Annotated in this window: 20 protein-coding genes and 2 tRNA genes; 13 read left to right on the forward strand and 9 right to left on the reverse strand. The window is 38.9% G+C overall.

Going from position 1 to position 22,488, the window contains the following annotated elements:
* The first annotated feature begins 911 nt into the window (after positions 1-911).
* On the forward strand, positions 912-1,706 hold the full coding sequence (blaOXA, locus tag H0S58_RS00705) for a class D beta-lactamase (RefSeq protein WP_195726872.1): 795 nt from the start codon (positions 912-914) through the stop codon (positions 1,704-1,706).
* Between the two features lie 178 nt (positions 1,707-1,884).
* On the opposite strand, the gene uvrA is transcribed toward blaOXA, so the two are convergent.
* Complete coding sequence (gene uvrA / locus H0S58_RS00710) at positions 1,885-4,716, reverse strand: excinuclease ABC subunit UvrA (protein WP_092720112.1); 2,832 nt, start codon at positions 4,714-4,716, stop codon at positions 1,885-1,887.
* 272 nt (positions 4,717-4,988) lie between these two features.
* Between uvrA and H0S58_RS00715 the strand changes: the two genes are divergently transcribed.
* Positions 4,989-5,342, forward strand: coding sequence for a DUF1304 domain-containing protein (locus tag H0S58_RS00715; protein ID WP_193890641.1), 354 nt, complete (start codon positions 4,989-4,991; stop codon positions 5,340-5,342).
* Positions 5,343-5,404: 62 nt separating this feature from the next.
* Positions 5,405-5,746 carry a GlpM family protein gene (locus tag H0S58_RS00720; RefSeq protein WP_193890614.1) on the forward strand — a complete coding sequence of 114 codons (342 nt, stop codon included), beginning with the start codon at positions 5,405-5,407 and terminating at the stop codon, positions 5,744-5,746.
* Positions 5,747-6,006: 260 nt separating this feature from the next.
* Here the strand turns inward: H0S58_RS00720 and tenA are convergent, their stop codons facing one another.
* A complete protein-coding gene (gene tenA, locus H0S58_RS00725; RefSeq protein ID WP_195726873.1) occupies positions 6,007-6,687 on the reverse strand; it encodes a thiaminase II in 681 nt (226 codons plus the stop codon).
* A gap of 232 nt (positions 6,688-6,919) precedes the next feature.
* Here tenA and H0S58_RS00730 point away from each other — a divergent pair, with 232 nt between their 5' ends.
* The 3 genes from H0S58_RS00730 to ssb all read left to right on the forward strand — a co-directional run bounded on the left by H0S58_RS00730 (position 6,920) and on the right by ssb (position 10,143).
* A complete protein-coding gene (locus H0S58_RS00730) occupies positions 6,920-8,005 on the forward strand; it encodes a DUF475 domain-containing protein (protein ID WP_053579294.1) in 1,086 nt (361 codons plus the stop codon).
* A 149-nt stretch (positions 8,006-8,154) separates the two neighbouring features.
* Entirely contained in the window at positions 8,155-9,519 is a 1,365-nt protein-coding gene (locus tag H0S58_RS00735; protein ID WP_195726874.1) for an MFS transporter, read from the forward strand.
* A 51-nt stretch (positions 9,520-9,570) separates the two neighbouring features.
* The gene (gene ssb, locus H0S58_RS00740) at positions 9,571-10,143 is read left to right on the forward strand and encodes a single-stranded DNA-binding protein (protein ID WP_193890620.1); all 573 of its coding nucleotides are present in this window, start codon (positions 9,571-9,573) and stop codon (positions 10,141-10,143) included.
* Positions 10,144-10,253: 110 nt separating this feature from the next.
* On the opposite strand, the gene H0S58_RS00745 is transcribed toward ssb, so the two are convergent.
* Positions 10,254-10,589: a hypothetical protein gene (locus H0S58_RS00745; protein ID WP_195726875.1), complete on the reverse strand. Its 336-nt coding sequence runs from the start codon at positions 10,587-10,589 to the stop codon at positions 10,254-10,256.
* A gap of 220 nt (positions 10,590-10,809) precedes the next feature.
* Here H0S58_RS00745 and ahpC point away from each other — a divergent pair, with 220 nt between their 5' ends.
* The 4 genes from ahpC (at position 10,810) to H0S58_RS00765 (ending at position 15,188) form a co-directional block, all read left to right on the forward strand.
* A complete protein-coding gene (ahpC, locus tag H0S58_RS00750; RefSeq protein ID WP_195726876.1) occupies positions 10,810-11,373 on the forward strand; it encodes an alkyl hydroperoxide reductase subunit C in 564 nt (187 codons plus the stop codon).
* A gap of 186 nt (positions 11,374-11,559) precedes the next feature.
* Positions 11,560-12,435 carry a pirin family protein gene (locus H0S58_RS00755; RefSeq protein WP_195726877.1) on the forward strand — a complete coding sequence of 292 codons (876 nt, stop codon included), beginning with the start codon at positions 11,560-11,562 and terminating at the stop codon, positions 12,433-12,435.
* A 618-nt stretch (positions 12,436-13,053) separates the two neighbouring features.
* Entirely contained in the window at positions 13,054-14,352 is a 1,299-nt protein-coding gene (locus tag H0S58_RS00760; protein ID WP_195726878.1) for an FAD-dependent oxidoreductase, read from the forward strand.
* A 5-nt stretch (positions 14,353-14,357) separates the two neighbouring features.
* Complete coding sequence (locus tag H0S58_RS00765; RefSeq protein ID WP_195726879.1) at positions 14,358-15,188, forward strand: SAM-dependent methyltransferase; 831 nt, start codon at positions 14,358-14,360, stop codon at positions 15,186-15,188.
* 77 nt (positions 15,189-15,265) lie between these two features.
* Here H0S58_RS00765 and H0S58_RS00770 read toward each other — a convergent pair.
* From H0S58_RS00770 to H0S58_RS00790, 5 genes are all read right to left on the reverse strand, one after another.
* Positions 15,266-15,341: transfer RNA gene (locus tag H0S58_RS00770), tRNA-Thr, on the reverse strand.
* 132 nt (positions 15,342-15,473) lie between these two features.
* Positions 15,474-15,701 (reverse strand): hypothetical protein, encoded by a 228-nt coding sequence (locus H0S58_RS00775; RefSeq protein WP_053579318.1) that lies wholly within the window; start codon positions 15,699-15,701, stop codon positions 15,474-15,476.
* A gap of 313 nt (positions 15,702-16,014) precedes the next feature.
* A complete protein-coding gene (locus H0S58_RS00780) occupies positions 16,015-17,073 on the reverse strand; it encodes an asparaginase (RefSeq protein WP_413784407.1) in 1,059 nt (352 codons plus the stop codon).
* A gap of 271 nt (positions 17,074-17,344) precedes the next feature.
* A complete protein-coding gene (locus H0S58_RS00785) occupies positions 17,345-17,455 on the reverse strand; it encodes a hypothetical protein (protein ID WP_092720130.1) in 111 nt (36 codons plus the stop codon).
* A gap of 415 nt (positions 17,456-17,870) precedes the next feature.
* Positions 17,871-17,960: transfer RNA gene (locus H0S58_RS00790), tRNA-Ser, on the reverse strand.
* Positions 17,961-18,082: 122 nt separating this feature from the next.
* Here H0S58_RS00790 and H0S58_RS00795 point away from each other — a divergent pair.
* The gene (locus H0S58_RS00795; protein ID WP_053579323.1) at positions 18,083-19,963 is read left to right on the forward strand and encodes a potassium transporter Kup; all 1,881 of its coding nucleotides are present in this window, start codon (positions 18,083-18,085) and stop codon (positions 19,961-19,963) included.
* A 91-nt stretch (positions 19,964-20,054) separates the two neighbouring features.
* On the opposite strand, the gene H0S58_RS00800 is transcribed toward H0S58_RS00795, so the two are convergent.
* Positions 20,055-20,795: a hypothetical protein gene (locus tag H0S58_RS00800; protein WP_195726881.1), complete on the reverse strand. Its 741-nt coding sequence runs from the start codon at positions 20,793-20,795 to the stop codon at positions 20,055-20,057.
* Between the two features lie 254 nt (positions 20,796-21,049).
* Between H0S58_RS00800 and H0S58_RS00805 the strand changes: the two genes are divergently transcribed.
* Entirely contained in the window at positions 21,050-22,147 is a 1,098-nt protein-coding gene (locus H0S58_RS00805) for a DNA/RNA non-specific endonuclease (RefSeq protein WP_195726882.1), read from the forward strand.
* A 67-nt stretch (positions 22,148-22,214) separates the two neighbouring features.
* Positions 22,215-22,460 carry a hypothetical protein gene (locus tag H0S58_RS00810; protein ID WP_053580289.1) on the forward strand — a complete coding sequence of 82 codons (246 nt, stop codon included), beginning with the start codon at positions 22,215-22,217 and terminating at the stop codon, positions 22,458-22,460.
* The last annotated feature ends 28 nt before the right edge of the window (positions 22,461-22,488 follow it).

Below are 22,488 nucleotides of genomic sequence, written 5' to 3' on the forward strand. Positions count from 1 at the left end.
CAAAAGAATATGGAATTATAGTGCTTGAAATAGTGAGAGAATTAATACCAAAGAATGAAATTATCGCAATGTAAAATTAGATTAATATTTAGGTATTAATTGTAAAAAGCAATTATTTTAAGTAACAAGATTCGTGGTATCAGCTCATTATGCAAATATCATCACACTTAAAAATAAAGATGTAGCATGTTTCAACTTAATATTTTTAGTCATGAAACGAGATAAAAGTCACTGTGGATTGAATCGTCTTTCATTTGAAGCAGTAAATTTTTTTAAATGAAAAGTAGACCAATTGAATAGGCTTTACTTTTTAAATTATTTTTTGCATAATACTCCTATCAATTCGTGTTTCACACCAATAGTGTGATAATGATCTGATTCTCCATAAACAAGTTTTTGTTTTAATGCCCAACTTTCCCCAAAGTTGGGCTTTTTTTTATCTTTTTAAAATAATATTTCATAAATTTAAGATGAATTTTCCTTTATATATTGATATTCAATCAAATTCAGTTTCGATAAACGGTGCCTCTATTTAAAATTTCATAGATAATTTTTGCACACTATTGGTGCTATTTTGTTGGTATAAAATAATAAAGGTATAAAAAACCCCAGTTTTCAAAAAAAACTGGGGTTTTTTAGCCAAAATGGCAAGAAATTTAATATTTCTGCTGAGGAATAATATTAAATTGCCCTAATGGGGTGCATTATGCACTTATTTGAGGCATGTGTAAATATTTTATTCTCATTCAAATACAGATTCGGTAATTGAAAAATCATTACAACATGATCAATAAAATTTTGTTAAAACAAAATCAGGATTGAAATTTTTAACAGGATATTTAAACGTGCAAAAAATTGGAGTCAGTTTATTTTTTCTCAGTATAATCAGCATTTTGGCTGGATGTCATAGTATGCAATCCTTACCAAATTATCCTCAAGCTACTGTTGATGGAAAAACAGTAAAAGATGTGGCTACACAGCGTACCAAAGAAATTGCAACGCTTTTTAGTGCTGCAGCGAAGCATGCCGTTTTTGTGACTTATGATGGAAAAAACTTTAAATCTTATGGAAATGATTTGATGAGAGCCGAGCAGGCTTATATTCCTGCTTCTACATTTAAAATGTTGAATGCCTTAATTGGTTTACAACATCATCAGGCCACAATCACTGAAATCTTTCAATGGGATGGAGAAAAACGCGCATTTCCAGCTTGGGAAAAAGATATGACTTTGGCACAAGCCATGCAAGCCTCGGCTGTTCCTGTATATCAACAACTGGCAAGACGAATCGGTTCAGAATTAATGCAAAAAGAGGTGTCTCGTGTTGGATTTGGCAATCAAAATATTGGTCAACAGGTCGACAATTTTTGGCTTGTTGGACCCTTAAAGATTACGCCTATACAGGAAGCAAAGTTTGTCTATGCGCTTGCCACCGAACAGTTACCATTTAATAAATCTGTACAAAAACAAGTGAAAGAGATGTTGTTGATAGAGCAACGTGGAGATGTAAAGTTATATGCCAAAAGTGGTTGGGGCATGGATGTAAACCCACAAGTCGGATGGTATAGCGGTTGGGTTGAACAGCCGAATGGAAAGGTGACCGCTTTTATTTTAAATCTTGAAATGCAAAATGGAGATGAGGTCAGCGAGCGTAAACAATTAACTTTAGATGTACTGGATAAATTGGGACTGTTTTTTTACTTATAGGTTGACTATTTAATGAGCTGAGTCGTGCGTATCATGCAGTATCTTAATTATGCTTAAAGCAGTTTTAAATGTTAAAACAAATAGATCAGCCTTTCTTCTGAAAAAATGCATAATTTTCCTAAATAAAAAAACGGTGAATAAATCACCGTTTTAATATATAACCTTTATAATTTAAAGCTTACTTCAACATCATTTTTAAGAACTTCGCTGTATGAGAAACTTTCGATTTCGCAACGTGTTCAGGTGTCCCTTCGGCAATAATCATCCCACCGCCAGCACCGCCTTCTGGGCCTAAATCAACCACCCAATCAGCAGTTTTAATGACATCCAAATTATGCTCAATCACAATAATGGTATTTCCCTTATTGCGCAGCTGATGCAGAATATCCAGCAATTTCGCAATATCATGGAAATGCAGACCTGTGGTTGGTTCATCCAAAATATATAACGTTTTACCCGTATCACGCTTTGCCAACTCACGTGCTAATTTCACGCGCTGTGCTTCACCACCAGATAATGTGGTGGCAGATTGGCCTAGACGAATGTAACTTAAGCCGACCTGATGTAGGGTTTCGAGACGGCGATGAATCACAGGAATCGCTTCAAAGAAATGCATAGCATCTTCAACGGTCATTCCTAAAACATCAGAAATATTCTTTCCTTTATAGCCAACTTCTAAGGTTTCACGATTATAACGTGCACCATGACAGTTATCACATGGTACATACATATCGGGTAAGAAATGCATGGCCACTTTAATCATCCCGTCACCTTCACAGGCTTCACAGCGACCGCCTTTGACGTTGAACGAGAAACGACCTGCTGCATAACCACGTGCTTTGGCTTCAGGGGTTTGTGCAAAAAGTTCACGAATAGGCGTAAATAAACCCGTATAGGTGGCAGGATTGGAACGTGGCGTACGTCCAATCGGACTTTGGTCAATATCGACGACTTTATCTAAGAACTGTAAGCCATCAATCGAATCAAATTTTTCTGCCGTTAACGTGGTTGCACCGTTTAATTGGGTTGCGGCTAAGGGCAATAAAGTACGATTAATTAAAGTCGATTTACCTGAACCCGAAACACCCGTGACACAGGTCATGACGCCTAGAGGAATGGTTAAATCAACGTTCTGTAGATTATGACCCGCAGCGCCCATTAATTTAAGTTGTTCATCCGGTTTAGGTGGCTGAACACGTTGCTTCGGCACTTCAATTTTGAGTTTGCCGGATAAATATTGTCCAGTCAGCGACTCAGGATTGGCTAAAATCTCTTCATAAGTACCTTCAGCAATAATATGCCCGCCATGGATGCCTGCACCAGGTCCAATATCAATAATATGGTCTGCTGCACGAATGGCGTCTTCATCATGCTCAACCACGAGTACGGTATTTCCTAAGTCGCGTAAACGCACTAAGGTTTCAAGTAAACGATCATTGTCACGTTGATGTAAACCAATGGAAGGTTCATCAAGCACATACATGACGCCCATGAGTCCTGCACCAATTTGTGATGCTAAACGAATACGCTGTGCTTCACCGCCTGAGAGGGTTTCGGCAGAACGAGATAGACTTAAATAATTTAAACCGACAGAAACTAAAAAGTGTAAGCGTTCACGGATTTCTTTAAAAATTTTATCGGCAATTTCACCTTTTGCACCTTCAAGGTTCAAATTTTGATAATAGTTTTCGGCATCGCCAATCGACATCTTAGTGATTTGGGCAATGGTTTTATCTTTGACACGCACATGGCGTGAAATTTCATTCAGACGTGATCCATCGCAGGCATCACATGCAGCATTAGATAAATATTGGGCTAAATCGTCGCGTACATAATTACTTTCAGTCTCACGATAACGACGTTCTAAATGCGGCAGAATCCCTTCAAAAGGTTGCACTCTATTGTGTTTACGACCACGTTCATCAACATAGCTTAAATCGACTTTGTCTTTCCCTGTACCATAAAGAAATTTCTTTTTGGTATCAGCATCCAGTTCATTCCAAGGCGTATCTAAAGAAAAACCAAAGTGAGCGGCGACTTTTTCAATCATGCTGTAGTAATAAGGACGTTGTCTATCCCAACCACGAATTGCGCCTTGGCTAATCGAAACCTCGTTATTTGGAATGAGTTTTTCAGAACTGAAATGACTACGTGTTCCTAAACCATCACAAACTGGGCATGCGCCAAACGGGTTGTTAAATGAGAACAAACGAGGTTCAAGTTCGGCCACAGCACGATCACATTCTGGACAAGAATGTTTTGCAGAAAATACCCGTTCAGGATGTTCAGCATTCATCCACGCCAATACCGCAATATCACTGCCTAAGCGCAGAGCTGTTTCAAATGATTCTGCAATACGATTGCCTAAATCATCACGCACTTTAAAACGGTCAACCACCACTTCAATGGTGTGTTTTTTCTTTTTATCCAGTTCAGGTGGCGTATCAATATCAATCACTTGACCATCAACACGGGCTCGTACAAAACCTTGGCTTTGCAATTGTTCAAACAAATGTGTGTATTCGCCTTTACGTTCTCGCACCACAGGCGCAAGTAACATCAGGGCAGTGCCTTCTTCTAATGCTTTTACCGCATCTACCATTTCTGACACGGTCTGTGCCACCATAGGTAAATCATGCTCAGGACAATACGGTGTTCCGACACGTGCATATAAAAGACGCAAGTAATCATAAATCTCTGTAATTGTACCAACTGTAGAGCGCGGATTGTGGCTGGTTGATTTTTGTTCAATTGCAATCGCAGGGCTTAAACCTTCAATTGAGTCTACTTCAGGTTTTTCCATTTGTGACAAAAATTGGCGTGCATAGGCAGATAGCGATTCGACATAACGGCGCTGACCTTCGGCATATAACGTATCAAAGGCAAGGGAAGATTTACCAGAGCCTGAGAGTCCCGTAATGACCACGAACTTATCTCGTGGAATATCGAGTGACACATTTTTTAAGTTATGGGTACGTGCGCCTCGAATACGGATATGACTTTGACTCATAAAACATCTCGGTAATGTGCAAATTGAAGGGTATATATGATAGCGATTTAATTTTGTTCAAGTGGGATAAAAACGTTTTTTCACGACAAATTATGTCGGATTGTTTTAAAAAAAATATTTTTGCAAAATGAACTGTATTTTATTCAGCAAAATAAGTACAAGTAGATAGGGCAATAAGATGAATATACCTCGTCTACCTGATAAAAAACATGCGATGTCAAAGGTATAGACAAAATGCCAACAGACCTTCATCTAAGCAGGAACATTTTATGATCATTGCTCAATTTTTAATTGCAATCATTGCTTTACTACATGTGTATTTTTTAGTTTTAGAAATGTTTCTGTGGGAAAAGCCGAGCGGTTTAAAAGCTTTTGGCAATAGTCCTGAAAAAGCAAAACTCACCAAAGTTTTGGCTCAAAATCAAGGGCTCTATAATGGCTTTCTAGCTGCAGGCTTGATTTGGTCACTCTTTGCATCTGCACCCTTTGCCATTCAATTGGCCAATTTCTTTTTGGGTTGTGTTCTGATTGCAGGAATATATGGAGCAATCACGGCCAGTCGAAAAATTTTATATATTCAAGCATTGCCTGCATTACTGGCTTTAATTTTGATAAATATTGTGTAAATGAACGGTTCTGTGGTGGTCTCAATTAAAGCATTCATGATGGTGCGGATGGATAAAGGACGATGCTGGCCTTATTTTTAAAATGTACGCTGGGTGCGGCAGTGGTGCTGTTGATTTCGGTTTTATCCAAAAGTAAAGCGTTCTATATTGCTGGACTGGTGCCTTTATTTCCTACTTTTGCCTTGATTGCACATGTGATTGTGTCACAGCAGCAGGGGGCAGAGGCATTACGTAAAACGGCATTATTTGGTTTGTGGTCACTCATTCCTTATGCCTTTTATTTATTGATGGTCTATATATTGGCAACGAAAATGTCGATGTGGTGGTGTTTGGGTATTGCGACGCTGTGCTGGATTGTGGCCGCGGCATTTCTTATTTATGGCTGGCAAATGTTTCAGCACTAAGAAAGTAAAAAAATTAAAGCATCAAAAATATTGATTATTGCTGAAAATCTATTGGCAACTGTTCAAGGCATAAGGTGTAAACATGGCAAGACTGAATAACTTATTTTCTGCGATAAATTTGATATCTTCGAGTGCTTGACGCGTTTTGCGAAGGACAAAGATCTTTGTCCTTGCGAAGCAATACTTCTCAGGGTGAAACCAAAGTAACCCATGCGCTATTTTAATTCATATCATAGCTGTAAGGCGTCGCCAAAAAATAATCATTTTGCTTCATGATCCAAACCTGACCACTGTCTTTGATGATAAGCGCCATCCCAAAATAACCATTCCAGTTCCGCACCACGTGTATATGCCTGATGCATTTTTTCAAGCGTATCTGCATCACAACCTGCGGCAACTTTGTCTATCGTCGCGATGACATTACGTACAGCTTGATTAAATTCTTCACCCGCATAGGTATCAATCCACGCTTGATAAGGATTATGGGGGACAGAATTGTTGACAATTGCTTTGCCAATTTCAGCATAAATCCAAAAACAAGGCAGTAACGATGCCAACACTACAGGATAGCTCTCAGACCATGCCGTTGCGGTTAAAAATGAGGTGTAATGGTGGCAGGCCAAAGTCAGCGGCGTATGTTCAAATTGTGTCTTAGAAATTGCAAAGTCTTGCATAAAGTCATGATGTAAACTGCGTTCAACCACAATCGCAATTTTTGCGGCTTCAGAAAATTGAATAACGTCATCCGCATCAAAAGCTTTTGCCGCACAGACAGCCAAGGCACGACCATAGGCCAATAAATAATGTGCATCTTGAATCACATAATGACAAAAAATATCTTTATTTAATGTCCCTTGCGCCAATTCTTGATTAAAAGGCAAAGCAAGCGTGCGTTCATACAATGCTAAATTTCGCTGCCAAAGTGCTTGGGAAAAATGCATGTCGTGATCCTATTCATATTCGAAAGAAAATTTAACAAGCGCATGACTATAGCAAGAGTCTGAATAAGAAGATATGTAGCAGAACGCCTGTGCGACTGAATTCAAAAAAATCATACGAAGAACTTTGGCTAAATCTAAAAAAGTCGTCATAATTGTGCCCATCTCATTTAACTGCTTTTATTAGCATTATCGAACTCACTCGATATCAATATTTTCTATAGGTCGATCCACCATGATGAAACATTTTGGTTTCTCAATCTTTTTTACGATCGTGTGTTTGGCTATTTCTGCTTACTGGGGCTACAGCCATGGACCAGAAGCAGGAATAAAAACCATGCTTACGGCACTCACGATCACCACTATTTTAGCAGTGATGGAAGTGTCACTTTCTTTTGACAATGCTGTCGTTAATGCTTCAGTTCTCCGCGGTTGGGATCATTTTTGGAAAATGATTTTCTTAACTGTGGGTATTGTGATTGCGGTATTTGGGATGCGTTTGGTATTCCCTATTGTGATTGTCGCAGTAACTGCTGACATGGGTATGCTAGACGTCGTAAAAATGGCGTTGAATAATCCAATTGAATATTCAGCAAAACTCATGGCACATCATGCAGAAATTGCAGCTTTTGGTGGTTCATTCTTACTTTTGGTCTTCTTAAATTTTTTCTTGGATGCAGAAAAAGATACCCATTGGTTCCGATGGTTAGAGCGCCGTTTGTCGAATTTAGCAAATGTACCCGCAATGTCGGTATTTTTGGCGTTGGTTGCGTTATTAATCATGGCATCTAATGTACCTGATGCTTCACGTTTGGTCGTAACCATGGCGGGAATTTGGGGGATTGTGGTTTACATTGGTGTGCAAGTACTGAGTCATTTATTGGGCGGAGAGCCTGAAGTTGATGAACAGGGTAATGCAGTAGGTCATGATGCAAATGGTGCGCCGACAGGGGTGATTAAAGCAGGTATTGGCGGCTTTATTTATCTTGAAGTCTTGGATGCCTCATTTAGTTTTGATGGTGTCATTGGAGCATTCGCGATTACCTCTGACGTCGTGATCATTATGCTGGGTTTAGCGATTGGTGCGATGTTTGTGCGTTCTATGACGATTTACTTGGTAGAACAAGGCACATTGGATGCTTATATTTTCCTTGAACATGGTGCACATTATGCGATTGGCGCACTTGCTTTCATTATGATTGCCAGTGGTGCAGGTCTGCATATACCTGAAGTTGTTACAGGTTTAATTGGGGTGGCCTTTATTGTTTGGGCAGTGATTGCTTCTATTCAATATAGTAAGCGTCAAGAACACATCGATTAATAGTCATTTAAGAAAAATAGATACAATAGTGGGCACATGAAAATGTGCCCTTTTTTATACAACCGTGACTTGGAATAAATCAGCATCTGGTCTTTGAATGTTGTAGCATAGACCATCCAAATGAAACCCATCTAGCTAAGCTAATTAATATGATGAATGCTTTAGAACGCCGTTCAACCTTTGCCTTAAGCAGTATTTTTGCACTGCGTATGCTGGGCTTGTTCATGATTATTCCCGTATTTTCCGTGGCAGGGCAGTCATATCAAGGTGCAACGCCCGCTTTGATTGGTTTAGCTGTAGGCGTGTATGGTTTAACCCAAGCGATTTTACAAATTCCTTTTAGTTTGCTTGCTGACCGATTTAGTCGTAAGCCCTTGGTTATTATTGGGTTATTGTTATTTGCCTTGGGTGGTGCAGTTGCGGCAATGTCCGAAACCATTTATGGGGTGATTATTGGTCGTGCAATTGCAGGAGGTGGTGCAGTTTCTGCAGTAGTGATGGCACTTTTGGCTGACGTTACCCGTGAAGAACAACGCAGTAAAGCTATGGCCATTATGGGGATGAGTATTGGTGTGTCCTTTATGCTGGCTTTTAGTCTTGGCCCTTGGCTTACCAGTCTAGTCGGTATTTCAGGTCTATTTTGGGTGACCACGATTATGGGCTTGGCTGCAATTTCGATGCTGTTTTTAGTTCCTAAAATAACCCGTCATCATAAAAATTATCAGCAAGGCTATCTTCAACAACTTAAACAAGTCCTCAAAATGGGTGATTTAAACCGTCTGCATATTTCGGTTTTTGCCTTACATTTATTATTAACCGCCATGTTTATTTATATGCCATCGCAGTTGATTCAAGTGGCAGATATTCCTTTAGCCAGTCATGGTTGGGTGTATTTGCCTTTATTGATTATTAGTTTATTTTTTGCATTTCCCAGTATTATTTTGGCTGAAAAATATCGACAAATGCGCGGTATTTTTCTGACTGCAATTGCTGGCATTGTTTTAGGTTTGCTGGTTCTTATTTTTGGCTTTGAATCAAAATATATTTTACTGCTGGGTTTAGGTCTATTTTTTGTGGCCTTTAATGTCATGGAAGCTTTGCTGCCTTCTTGGTTGTCGAAATCTGCACCCATTCAATCTAAAGCCACCGCGATGGGCGTAAATGCCAGTAGCCAGTTTTTAGGGGCTTTTTTTGGTGGCATGATTGGCGGACAGCTTCTGTTGTTGAATAATACCTCAATGGGGTGGGGTATTTTAACGACAATTGCTGTGCTGTGGCTATTGATCAGTTTTGGTTTGGCACAACCGCGTTACCTTTCATCGCTCGTTTTGGCCTTACCCGAGAGTAAACAAACAGATGAATGGACTTCTCAACTTTTAGCAATTCGTGGTATTGAAGAAGTTGTGGTAATGCCCGATCAGCAATTTGCTTATGTTAAAATTGATAAACAGCTCATAGATGAAGCTGCGCGACAAGATTTAACGCAGTTGTTAGGTAAAGAGGTAGCCATTTAAGCATAACTCTTATAAAGTAAAACATAGTATAAAATAGGAAGAATACGTCTGATGCGTGGTGTTAATAAAGTCATTTTAGTGGGAACTTTAGGAAAAGATCCTGAAACCAAAACTTTTCCAAATGGTGGTTCTCTTACTCAGTTTTCAATTGCAACGAGCGATTCGTGGACAGATAAAAATACGGGTGAGCGCAAAGAACAGACGGAATGGCACCGTATTGTATTGCATAATCGTTTAGGTGAAATTGCACAACAATATCTACGTAAAGGTTCTAAAGTATATATTGAAGGTTCATTGCGTACACGCCAATGGACAGATCAAAGCGGTCAAGAGCGCTACACCACAGAAATTCGTGGTGAGCAGATGCAAATGCTAGACAGCAACAACCGTCAGCAAAGTGAACAGAGTGCGGATAACGGTGGTTATAATCAACCTCGTTTTAATAATAATCAGGGTGGTGCAAACAACTCGGGTTATAACAACAACCAAAATAATCAAGGCGGTTTTAACAACAGTCAGCAAAGCGGTTATGCCAACAATAACCCAGCGGCTTTTCAGCCTAAACCTCAATCAGCACCTGCGGCGACTGCGCCGAGTGATTTAGATGATGATTTACCCTTCTAGATCATATATCTAATTGATTTGAAAAACGTTTTATATCCTCTAAACCCTTTGTGAAAACAAAGGGTTTTTTATGAGGTGTAGATTTTATGGTAATTCATCCATAGATTAAATCAGAAAACTCGAGAACTGAGCATATAGTGTTGAGTGACATGATTGAGGCTATCTAAAATCAGTGCTTTATCTTGAGTTTGAAGTGCCGTATTTAATTGTTGCATGTAGTTTAATAATTGAGTTTTCGCAGCCGTAGAAAATTCTGCTGTTACGGCTTGATCTTCGTAGAGTAAGACATAGTTTTTTGCAAAACCATAAATCAAAAACAAGGCGCTCTGTTCTAAAGCAGAATTTGCTGTTTTGATGTGCTGCTCACACTGATTTTTAAGTTCTTTAAAACTGTCAGAGCCAGAAGGTAGGGCTTGGAATTGTTCAAAAAGAAACTGAAATGTCATTTTAATTATCCACTCAAAAACAAAATTTACAGAACAAGTAGATATTGGTCAACCTAAATTTGAATTGAGTTTAACGATGATAAAAAGCGGAATGATAGAAATATTAAATCTATTTTTTCGATTGTTTTTATTAAAAACTACGGTTTTACCAATGTTTAAAATTTTTGTATTCTCGTTTTACAACATAAGCAATCCCAGAAACGAGCTAGAGGAATTTATCATGAGTTTAATCAATACTGAAATCAAACCCTTTACTGCAACGGCCTATCAAAATGGTGAGTTCAAGGACATCTCTGAACAAAACTTTCAAGGTCAGTGGTCCGTAGTATTTTTCTATCCTGCCGACTTTACCTTTGTGTGTCCAACAGAACTGGGTGATTTAGCGGACAATTATGCTGAATTCCAAAAAATGGGTGTAGAGATTTATTCAGTGTCAACGGATACTCATTTTACCCATAAGGCTTGGCATGATAGTTCAGACGAAATCAAAAAAATCCAATATCCAATGATTGGTGATCCAACATGGACTTTGGCAACAAACTTTGAAGTACTAATTGAAGCAGAAGGTTTGGCTGACCGCGGTACTTTTGTCATTGATCCAGAAGGTAAAATCCAAATTATTGAAGTGAATGCTGGAGGGGTTGGCCGTGATGCACAAGAGTTGTTGCGTAAAGTAAAAGCAGCCCAATATGTGCATGCACACCCAGGTGAAGTGTGTCCAGCAAAATGGAAAGAAGGCGATGCTACTTTGGCCCCTTCAATTGATTTGATTGGAAAAATTTAATCTAACTTTTAAATTAATTTTTTTAAAAATCCAGGACAATGTGCCTGGATTTTTCATGGAATCAATACCTAAATGATGCATGACTATCCTATGGTTGGGACGCTGTATATCATAACTCAGCTAGGGTAAAGGCTTTAAAAAGATTAAAATATCCTCATATTATTTCCTAGTGATAGGAGCTGTGAAATGAAAAAAGTAGTGGGCATTTATCGTAATCAAAATATGCATTGGGTCGGAGACGGTTTTCCAGTTAAAAACCTGTTTTCTTATGACCGTTTAGGACAGGCGATTAGTCCTTTTTTGCTTTTGGATTATGCGGCGCCGTATCATTTTAGCCCAACCAGCACGCAGCGCGGGGTAGGTTCACATCCTCATCGTGGCTTCGAAACGGTCACTTTGGCTTATCAGGGTGCGGTGTCCCATAAAGACTCAAGTGGCGGTGGCGGTCAAATCAAATCGGGTGATGTGCAGTGGATGACCGCAGGTGCAGGTTTAATGCATGAAGAGTTTCATGCAGAAGAATTTGCGCAACAAGGTGGTTTGCTTGAAATGGTGCAGTTTTGGGTGAATTTACCCGCCAAAGACAAAATGACTCCGCCAAAATATCAAGCGATTCAAGCCAAAGATATTCCTGTCATTCAGTTTGATGAGAATGCGGGTCATCTGCGTATCATTGCGGGTGAGTATATAAGTCATCATGGCCCAGCCAGCACTTTTAGTGCTGTCAATGTTTGGGATGGTGAGTTAAAAGCAGGTCATTTGCATCCTCTTCATGTGCCTATTGATCATAATACTTTGCTGGTGGTGTTGTCTGGTGAACTATTAGTGAATGGAACGCAAAAGGTTCAAGACAGTTCTATTGTGCTGTTTGCTCAGGATGGAGAGTCTGATATTCAACTCGAAGCCACGACAGATAGCCAATTTGTCGTTTTGACCGGAGCACCGCTGAATGAACCTATTCAGGGTTATGGGCCATTTGTCATGAATACCAAAGATGAAATTGTGCAGGCCTTTAATGATTTTAATCAGGGCAAGTTCGGAGAAATTCCTGTTGCGGGATAATATCTCATTTCATTCTTGCTGTTGAATACATCAAAAGATATTCGTTGATGCAGGCCATACCAGTCAGTGGAGACATTGACTGGTATTTTTTTATTTAGAATTCATTATTTTAGCTCTATCTATAGAGAGTAAAATTTAAAAAGACTAGAGGCTGTAATGAAGGTTTTTAAACACATATTTAACTGGATGCAGCCAACTGGTCTTGCCAAATTTCACCTCTAATTGGGTTCATACGGAACGTGTTCTATCAATGCACCCATAAATCCCCCATTTTTTTGATTTAAAAAATATATGACTCTGTTGTGATTTTTGTCAAAATTTCACTCAAATGTTTCAACAATTCCTGCACGGATCCGTATAAATACACATCAGTCATGTGTTTGGTTAAGGCTAAATATTTAACTTTGAGCGTGTTATCCCGTCAAGAAAAAATTTAAATATTTGAACATGCCAGAGCAAAATTGGACATTTATGTATTCTTAAAACAAGAAATCTGGGGAATTTTTTTTGTCATGACTTTTGTTAAAAAGCTGGATTCTGGAATATTTTAATACCGTCTTTTAATTGGTCTTGGTTCATAATTTAATTAATCTTATATGTAACTAACGGATAATAACTTTGGATATTGCAGTTATTGGTAGTGGCATGGCTGGGCTAGCTACCGCTAGAATTCTTAAGGATGCTGGACATAGCATCACCATTTTTGAAGCACTACCTGGGCGTGGTATGGATAGCCACAGCACTGAATTTGAAGATGGTTTAATTGATGCACCTTTACGGGTTATGAATCCGCATCTGTGGAAAAATACTTTAAGTTTGGCCACCTACTTGGGTATTCAAACGTTTCCAGTACGGACTTATATGGCCTGTAGCTGGTTATTTGAAGATCGTACTGAAACATGGTTAACCACTTCACGCAGCCGTATTGGCAACTTTCCCATTATTAACAATCGTAAAGGGATTCAACAGTACGGTTGGCGTTTGGTTAAAGGTATGTTGCAACTGAAAACAGCCATCGCAAAATTTTTCAAATCAAAAGATCAAGATATTACCCTAGCCGAATTTATTAATCGTAATGATATTGAAGAAGTTTTTTGGCACGGTGCGGTTATGCCAGTGTTATATACCATTTGTACTTGTAATCCTAAAACCATAGGTGAGTGGCCGGCAAAACCGTTATTAATTTTCTTGCGCCAGTTAACCGATGGCGATGCTTTACTGCGTATTCAGGGCGGTACACCAGCCTTAGTGGATAAACTAATTGAAGGCATAGAAATTCACAACGGAGCTGCGATTACCCAAGTACAAGAACAAGAACACGGTGTTCTGGTTGCCAATGCAGCGGGTGAAAAACGCATTTTTGATCGTGTTATTGTCGCCACGCCAACCAATAAAATTGAAGATTTCTTAGATGCTCAACAATTTGCAGATGACCTTGCGCTGTTGAAACAATTCAAATTTGAACAAGGCAAATTGGTGATTCATACAGATCAAACTGTGATGCCACCAAAGCGTAAAGATTGGGCGGTACTCAGTTATATGATGGATCGTAAGTTTACCCGTCAGCAGTTTACTGTGTGGTTAAACTCGGTTGAACCCAGCTTGGTTGGTAAAACAGCGGTTTTCCAAACATGGCAACCTGTAACTGATATTGATCCGAAGAAAGTCATTTCGACTGTGACTTTAACGCGTGCTGTGGTCGATTCACATACCGTAGCGCTCAATAAAGAATTGCAACAACGTCATAAAGACAGCAATCGTAAAGTTTTCTACTGTGGTTCATGGTCATGCGATGGCTTACCTATTTTAGAGTCAGCAGTGACTTCGGCCATGCATATTGCTGAAATTTTCAAAGCACCCTTGCCGTTTGTTGGATTAAAACCTAAAGTTGAAGTTGCCCCACAACTTGGCTACTAATCCTCATGCAATGGCTTCAAGCAATAACGCAGCAACTCTCCCAACATAAATATGCAATTAATGCAAAACAGTTAGGAGATCATGCTGAACTACCTTGGAGCAATTTGGGTTATTGGGATGATGCAACATCATCCTATCCAGAAGCTTGTCGTCAATTGGCAGATCATTTGGCGCAAGCGCTGCAACTTAGTTCACAAGATAAACTGCTCGATTTAGGCTGTGGGCAGGGTGCCAGTTTGCTGTTTTGGCAACAGTACTATCATATTGAATATATCGAAGCTGTTGAGTTGCAAACAGCCTGCGTGAATAAAATTCAAACCTATCTTCCACATATTCATGCCATTCATCTTCAGTCTTTTTTAAATTTAAATCAGATCTCTTTTAACAATCACTTTGATGTGGTGTTGTGTATTGATGCAGCCTATCACTCAAATTTAAATTCATTTCTTGATTCGGTAAATACTGTTTTAAATTCAAATGCTCGGTTGGGTTTTCATTATTTAATCTTAAGTGAAAAATGGTTAAAGCTTAGCTCTGGGCAAAAGCAAAAATATAAATGGCTATTAAAAGCTGCTGATATACATTTGGATTATTTAATGTCTCAGTCAGAAGTGAGAATAACCATACAAAACTATGGTTTCAAAGAGATAGAAATTGTTGATTTATCTTATGAGGTTTTACACGGATTTTCAGACTATATTCAGCAATCTCCCCAAAATACCTTAAATTTAGATGCAGTTAAAATTCAGATGACAGCAAAATTATGTCATACACTGTATACAGATGGTTTGATTCAATACGTGCAAATTTGTGCCCAAAAAAAACTGTCAGAATAATCAGGTTATTTTCATTATTTTTAATTGAACATTTAAAAACCACAAAGCCCCACGATTAAGTGAGGCTAAGTAAAACATGGTGCCGGCACACGGATTCGAACTGTGGACCTACTGATTACAAGTCAGTTGCTCTACCAACTGAGCTATGCCGGCGTTGTTGCGAGAATGATAGCGAATTTGATTAAAAACGCAAGCCAAAAATTGAACAATTGAATTTTCTAGGCTTATTTTCATGCTTCTATTCTTAAAGTAGCACAATATTTTCGACGATAAGCATACGCAGAGTTATCTCTTTCTTAAAATTTGATCCAAATCCTGTGCACATTCTTCTAGCGTTAAAGCCATATCAATTTGCATTTGAGGTTTAAGTTCATTGGCCAGTTTTCGCCATTGCTCGATTAATCGAATTGCTTTTTGAATTTTATGTTTGTTGATATCTTTGGCAAGTGTAGGGGTGTAGCCGCCACGTTTAGCATTTTTAATTTGTTTGACATAATTATTGCTGGTATTCATCTTTACTCCTAACTAGCAGTTTTTCGATGTGTTCAAATTACTTTTATATTTTGATTCAATGCCTTGTCCTATGATTGTTAGCATGCAAATATTACGGCTTGATGATATTTTTTCTGATTTTATTTCATCTTGAAATGATTAGATTTTTATAGAGATGATTTTTAAATTTATTTTTGACGTGTAGGTAGGGTTTCGATTTTTATTTCTCTGTCTGTTAAAGAGCGGACAACAACATGCTATTGATATATTTTCTAAATTGATAAAAAAAGAAAGTATCCTCAGATACTTTCTTTCAATTACTCAGATTTGAACATTAATATTCCCAAAACATGCGCTGAATTTCTTTTGCATTTTTGGTTTTGGTCAGCGCAAGTGCCGCCAGTAATTTGGCTTTTTGAGGGTTTAAATCGTGTGCAACCACCCAATTGTATTTATCGTCTGGCTGTTCTGCATTTCTCAATACAAAACCTTGTGCAACACGTGAAGAGCGAATAATTTGTACGCCTTGTTTTTGCAGTTCATTTAAAGTTGGCACAATATTTTTTGCAACCGACCCATTGCCCGTACCTGCATGAATGATGGCTTTTGCACCTGCTTTGGCATAGGCTGTGTAGGCATCAGGAATCATATTGCCTGAACCATATACAATTTGAACCAAAGGCAGAGCATCTCCCTGAATATTTTCTATATTGAATTCAGATGCATTATTAAAGCGTTTAGCGACATTTCTAAACCAATAAGGTTTACCCTCGACCAATGTGCCTAAAGCGCCCCACTGACTCGCAAAACCATTGGTGTGGATATTAACGGCTTTCGTGACATCGCGTGCTGCAAAAATATCATCATTCATCAGCACAAATACACCTTTGCCCTTGGCATTATCAGCTGCTGCCAAAGCAACGGCACTGTATAAATTTAAAGGGCCATCAGCAGACAAGGCAGAAGGTGGGCGCATTGAACCGACCACGACAATAGGTTTATCTGTATGAACGGTCAAATTTAAGAAAAATGCAGTTTCTTCTAAAGTATCGGTACCATGCGTAATTACGACACCATTAATCTCTGGTTTTTTGACTAATTCATTTACTTTACGCGCAATGGTCAGTAGCTCTTTGTCTGTAATACTTTCAGATGCAACTTGAAGTGCTTGTACACCTGTGACATTGGCAAGATTTTGAATTTGAGGTACTGCTTTAAGTAAATCATCTACTGGAACTTTAGCAGCAGTATAGGTTGCGCTGTTAGTTGAACTCGCTCCTGCACCGGCAATGGTGCCACCTGTAGCGACCACAACGACATTATTTTTAGCAAAAGCTGAAAAGGGGAGTAATAAACCGAGGCTTAAGGTGAGGGCCGTAAGTGTGTTTTTCATCATTTTTCCTTATAGAAGTACTGTACATTCCAGCATTGTTTTGTACGTGCTATAAGCTAATATAAACAAGGGTAACTTGCCTATACCAAATTTAAAATGTGGTTTTTAAAATTGAAAATACTAGACTAATGTTTAATCTGGCGAAGAGAAAAAGTCGCTTAAAGCTATTGTATTGCTCGAATTTCATCTGCTTAAATCAAATATTTTGTTTTAGATGTAAATGATGTCGGATTTTTGAGATGTCACCAAGATGAGGAGTACGATTAGACTTTTACAAAAGATATTCCCAGATAATATAACCTAAGCCAAATCCAATTAAAGAATAAAGTGTGATAATCAGAAATACAAAACTTGCTTTATTTTTCTTCTTTAAGGAATTCATTGAGATACTCACTCTTTAGCCAAAGTTAAACCTAAGCATCTGATTTCCATATACAAAAGTAGTTCACTTATTTTAAAAGGTGATTCATTCTTGTTATGAAATTTTATTGATTGAGGTTTTTAAATAAAATTTAGTATAAGCATTGCACATCTGTATTAAAAAAAATTCATTCTTTCTACTATTTTTATTCATATTGATGTTTTTGCTGGTTTTATTGCAGCATCTTTAATCATTAAACGTTTCCCATAGAGATTTGAAAGGATCGAAATGGGTGTAATGGATTATACCCCCAGTTATACCCCCAACTATATCAAGATTGCAACAGATGAAGTCGATTGTGTTAGACGTAAAAAAGGCCTAAATCATTATAATTTAGGCCTTTTACTATTCCATTGGATGCTATGGAATTGAATCTTGGCGGTGAGGGAGGGATTCGAACCCTCGATACGCGCAAACGTATACACACTTTCCAGGCGTGCTCCTTAAGCCACTCGGACACCTCACCAATTGGCCGCGATAATAACGAAAAAAATCCACTCTGCCAAGTTGAAACAATTGATTTAGAGCAAAAGTTTTTTCTCGGTGATATGATGGCGAAAAAATAGTGTCTAAAAACGAAGACGATATATGCAAAGTCCTGCAAAAAAAGCTGCCTTACCTGTGATCACTCTCGCAGCATTGGGGGTGGTGTTCGGAGACATTGGTACCAGCCCATTGTATGCCCTTCGGCAATGTTTTCTCACCGCACATCTTGCGATTACAGAAGCTACAGTTCTTGGGATTTTATCACTGATTTTTTGGTGCATGATGCTCACGATCAGTTTTAAATACGTCACTATCATTATGCGTGCGGATAATAACGGTGAAGGCGGGATTATGTCATTGTTGGCATTAAACCTCAGAACATCGCGCATTGCCGAGAACAAAAAAATTTACCTCATTGCTTTGGGCTTTATTGGTGCATCTTTATTTTTTGGCGATGGGATTATCACCCCGGCCATTTCTGTATTGTCAGCGATTGAAGGCTTAAGTATTGCAACGCCAATGTTTAATCAATGGTTAATGCCTTTAGCGATTGGTATTTTGGCTGGTTTGTTTCTGGTACAGCGACATGGCACAGCGACTATGGGGAAACTCTTTGGTCCGATTACCATGGTCTGGTTTTTGTCTATTGGCGCAGTGGGTTTATGGAGCATTATCCAAACACCTTTTGTACTGACAATGGTGAGTCCGCATTGGGCCTTTAACTTTGTGGTTCATCAGCCTTATGTGGCTTTTCTTACCATGGGTGCGGTCATTTTGACCATGACTGGAGGAGAGGCTTTATATGCAGATATGGGACATTTTGGTCGGTTACCCATTCGTCTCGCATGGTTTATTGTCGTTTTGCCTTGTTTATTGATTAATTATGCAGGACAGGGTGCATTATTACTACGTAATCCAGAAGCGATTGCAAATCCATTTTATATGCTGGTTCCCGATTGGGCATTATTTCCCATGATTGGTTTGGCCACTGCTGCTGCCGTTATTGCCTCACAGGCTGTGATTACGGGCGTATTTTCAATGACCAATCAGGCAATTCAACTGCGCTATTTGCCTCGTCTTACCGTGCATCACACTTCAGATGTCGAGCAAGGACAAATTTATTTGCCCTTCATTAATTGGGTGCTCTTTATTTCAGTGGTTATCCTGATTTTGTTATTCGAAAATAGTGCGAATTTGGCCAGTGCTTATGGTGTTGCTGTGACCATGACCATGCTATGCGGTACGATTTTGATTTCTTTTCTGGCGTATGGTTTTTGGCGTTGGCCTGTATGGAAGGTCTTATTGTTTGCCATACCATTTTTACTGCTAGATGCAATTTTTGTAGCGTCTACGTCACTCAAAATTCTAGCGGGTGGCTGGGTACCCATTTTAATTGGCGCAGCGGTTTATACCATTTTAATGACATGGAAAGCAGGTCGGGAAATTGTATTGGCTCGTTTAGAAAAAGATGCTTTACCGATTGATCTGTTTATTAGAAGTATAGGGATGAGCAATGAAACGCAATTTGTACCAGGCGCTGCAATCTTTTTGACGGGCACACCCAATATTGTGCCGCATGCGATGTTGCATAATATTAAACACAATAAAGTATTGCATGAGTTGAATATCATGGTGACAGTGATTACCCGTGATATTCCCTATGTGGCAGAAGAGGAACGGTTTGAAGTTGAGCAACTGGATCAGCGTTTCTATCGTATTTCGATGTATTATGGATTTAAAGATCAGCCGAATATTCCCCTTGCACTTGAACGGGCGTATACACAATTAGGCTTTGAATTCGATATGATGCAAATGAGTTTCTTTATTTCTCGTGATCGATTGATTCATACCGTTGGAGATGGTTTATCACCATGGCGTGAAAAACTCTTTATTTCTATGCAACGCAATACCAGTCCAGTCAGTGATTTCTATCAAATTCCACCCAATCGTGTGGTCGAATTAGGCAGTCAAATTGAAATTTAGTGCTATATAAATAATCATTCAAATTAAACATAAAAAACCAAGGCAAAAGCCTTGGTTTTTTATCTGGAGGATGAAAGCCAACGGAGTGTGATTAGTTCTCAGTTGAGTCCGCCATAGGTACTTCTGGAGAAGCATTAACTGGTGCATCTGTATTGGGCATCTCAGGTGCTGCTTGTATTGCATCATTGGATTGATCTAATTCTGGCGCTGCTGCCAAGGCCTCAGTATCCATATTTATATCCGCTTTATTGACTGGCGCTGCTGCAACAGCTTCAGCGGTTACATCAGTTTGTGTACCGTCTCCTGCATTCACTGGCGTTTGAGCAGATGACGAAAGCATCGGTGCGTTATTGGTACTTGTTATTGGTGCTTGTGTAGCCACTTCTTGACCTACAACCTGTTCAGCTTGTTGTGCAGCTAATTCAGCATCAGGCTGTATTGCTGGTGTGTTTTCAGGAGCAACAGCAGCGGCCTGTGCATGAGCAGGATCACTTGACTGATCCAATGGCGGCTCAATCATTTGTGCTGTGCTATTTACATCTTGTTGTTCAGGTGTCGCTTGTTGCATAGGTGCTTGCATCGTTGAAGCTGGAGAAACTGATTCTGAAGTGTTTTGAGTTGAAGCACTCGCTACTTGATTCGCATCAACAATGCGAATTTGACCACTTGCAACTAAGTCTTGAATTGAACCTGCTTGACCATTCACGGTGGTCATAACTTTCACTTTAGACAAACTTTCCAAAGTGTCGCCCGGCTGAATAGGGGGTTCTGCGAATGCAGTTGCACTCATAAGTCCAGTAATCAGACTTAAACCTAAAAGCTTAGAATGCATAAAATACTCCATTGAAATCATTATTTCGATTTTTTCGTATTTTTACCTTGTCAAGTTTGGATGGGTTTCTCAATCAAATATACGTAAAACCCTTAAGACTATTCATAAAAGCTTTATCAAACGAGACATATTGTTACAACAGCTGATTTTTTGTTAAGCAACTATCGTTTAAATGTTAAACAAACAAACTTTACTACATATACATCATTTTGCCCGCTTGTTAAGCTCGTGGAAATTGAGAGTTTGTTGTAGCAATGGCTGTTAGAAAGCGTAAAACGAAAAAATCTTGGGTTCAGTATTTAAATCAAAATAGTTTAAAAATTATTTTAGGTTTAGTGGCAACCAGCAGTTTTGCGATTGCATTTGGGCAAGAAAAAATTCAGCAATTGGTGACTTTACCTGCTGTGTCTAACTCTGCCTGTCTCGATCAATTTTACCGCGATATCCCCCCTTATTTGACCAAAGAAAGTTTGAAAAAAAACAGCTACCCGTTGTGTTTTAACGGTTTTAACGTGATGTATTCTGGTGTTTCTAAAACACCCTTGTGGGTAGCAGAAGCACTTACTCCTAAGCGTTTAAGTCAGAAAATACCACGTGAAGATAGCTTTCATGAGGAATTAAGCATTCGACCTGAACATCGTGCCACTTTATCGGATTATAAAGCGTCAGGTTATGATCGTGGACACATGGCGCCGAATGCAGATATGCCCAATAAGGCGGCGCAAAATGACAGTTTTTCTTTGGCTAACATGGTGCCGCAAGCGCCTAAAAATAATCAACAAGTTTGGCGTGAGCTAGAAGAAGCGACTAGAGCTATCGTGACCAAACATAAATATGATGTGTATGTGGTCACTGGCCCTGTTTTTGCAACAAAAAAATTAAAAACCATTGGTCAAGGGGTCATTGTGCCCACCGCAGTTTTTAAAGCGATTTATATTCCTAAAACTGGAGCGATAGGGGCGTACTATGCGCCAAATGATCATTCGCTACAGGTTAAAGTGGTCAGCGTATGCTATTTAGAAGAACAACTTGGCATGAATGTGTTTCCTCAATTAACCGAGGAACAAAAGCGCAATACCTATAATTTACCTTTAAAAGCCAATGCTGTTAAAGTCAATAAAACCATTGCTTATTCCCACTGGGATGCAGAAAGCCAATGTGCCGAAGATGTAAACGCAGAGGCATTGACTGCTGTACAAAAAGATTTTAAATCTTCTTCTGCTGGCAGCCAAACAGCCTCAACGACTGAAACAAAGAACACAACTTCTAGCATAGATAGTGATAGCCAAAATGCCGTAGCGCGACAATTGGTGGATGCATTATTACAATATATTTTACAAGCCTTGAAATAAGCGATTTTTAAAGTAGGATAAAGTTGGTCTATATGGGGCAATAACAATAATGATGAGTGAAAATAAAATGTTCAAGCCGTTTGAAAATGGTCATGAATCGCATGCGATTCATGATTTAACGCTAGAAAATCAACAGGATTACGTCAGTCTATACGGCAATTTACAAATTACGAAAGACAAGTCTGGATTAGAAACAGCGAGGGTGTTACAGGCATTTTTGAGTGACATTGTTGCAGTATTGGAAAATGACGCTCATCTTCCCGAAAAAATAAGGATTCAGGCTGAACAGGAAATAGAAAATCCTTTTTTATAATTGAAATAAAAATAAATGTTCCACATGG

This window comes from Acinetobacter sp. TTH0-4 (genome assembly GCF_015602665.1).
Taxonomy (GTDB): domain Bacteria; phylum Pseudomonadota; class Gammaproteobacteria; order Pseudomonadales; family Moraxellaceae; genus Acinetobacter; species Acinetobacter albensis.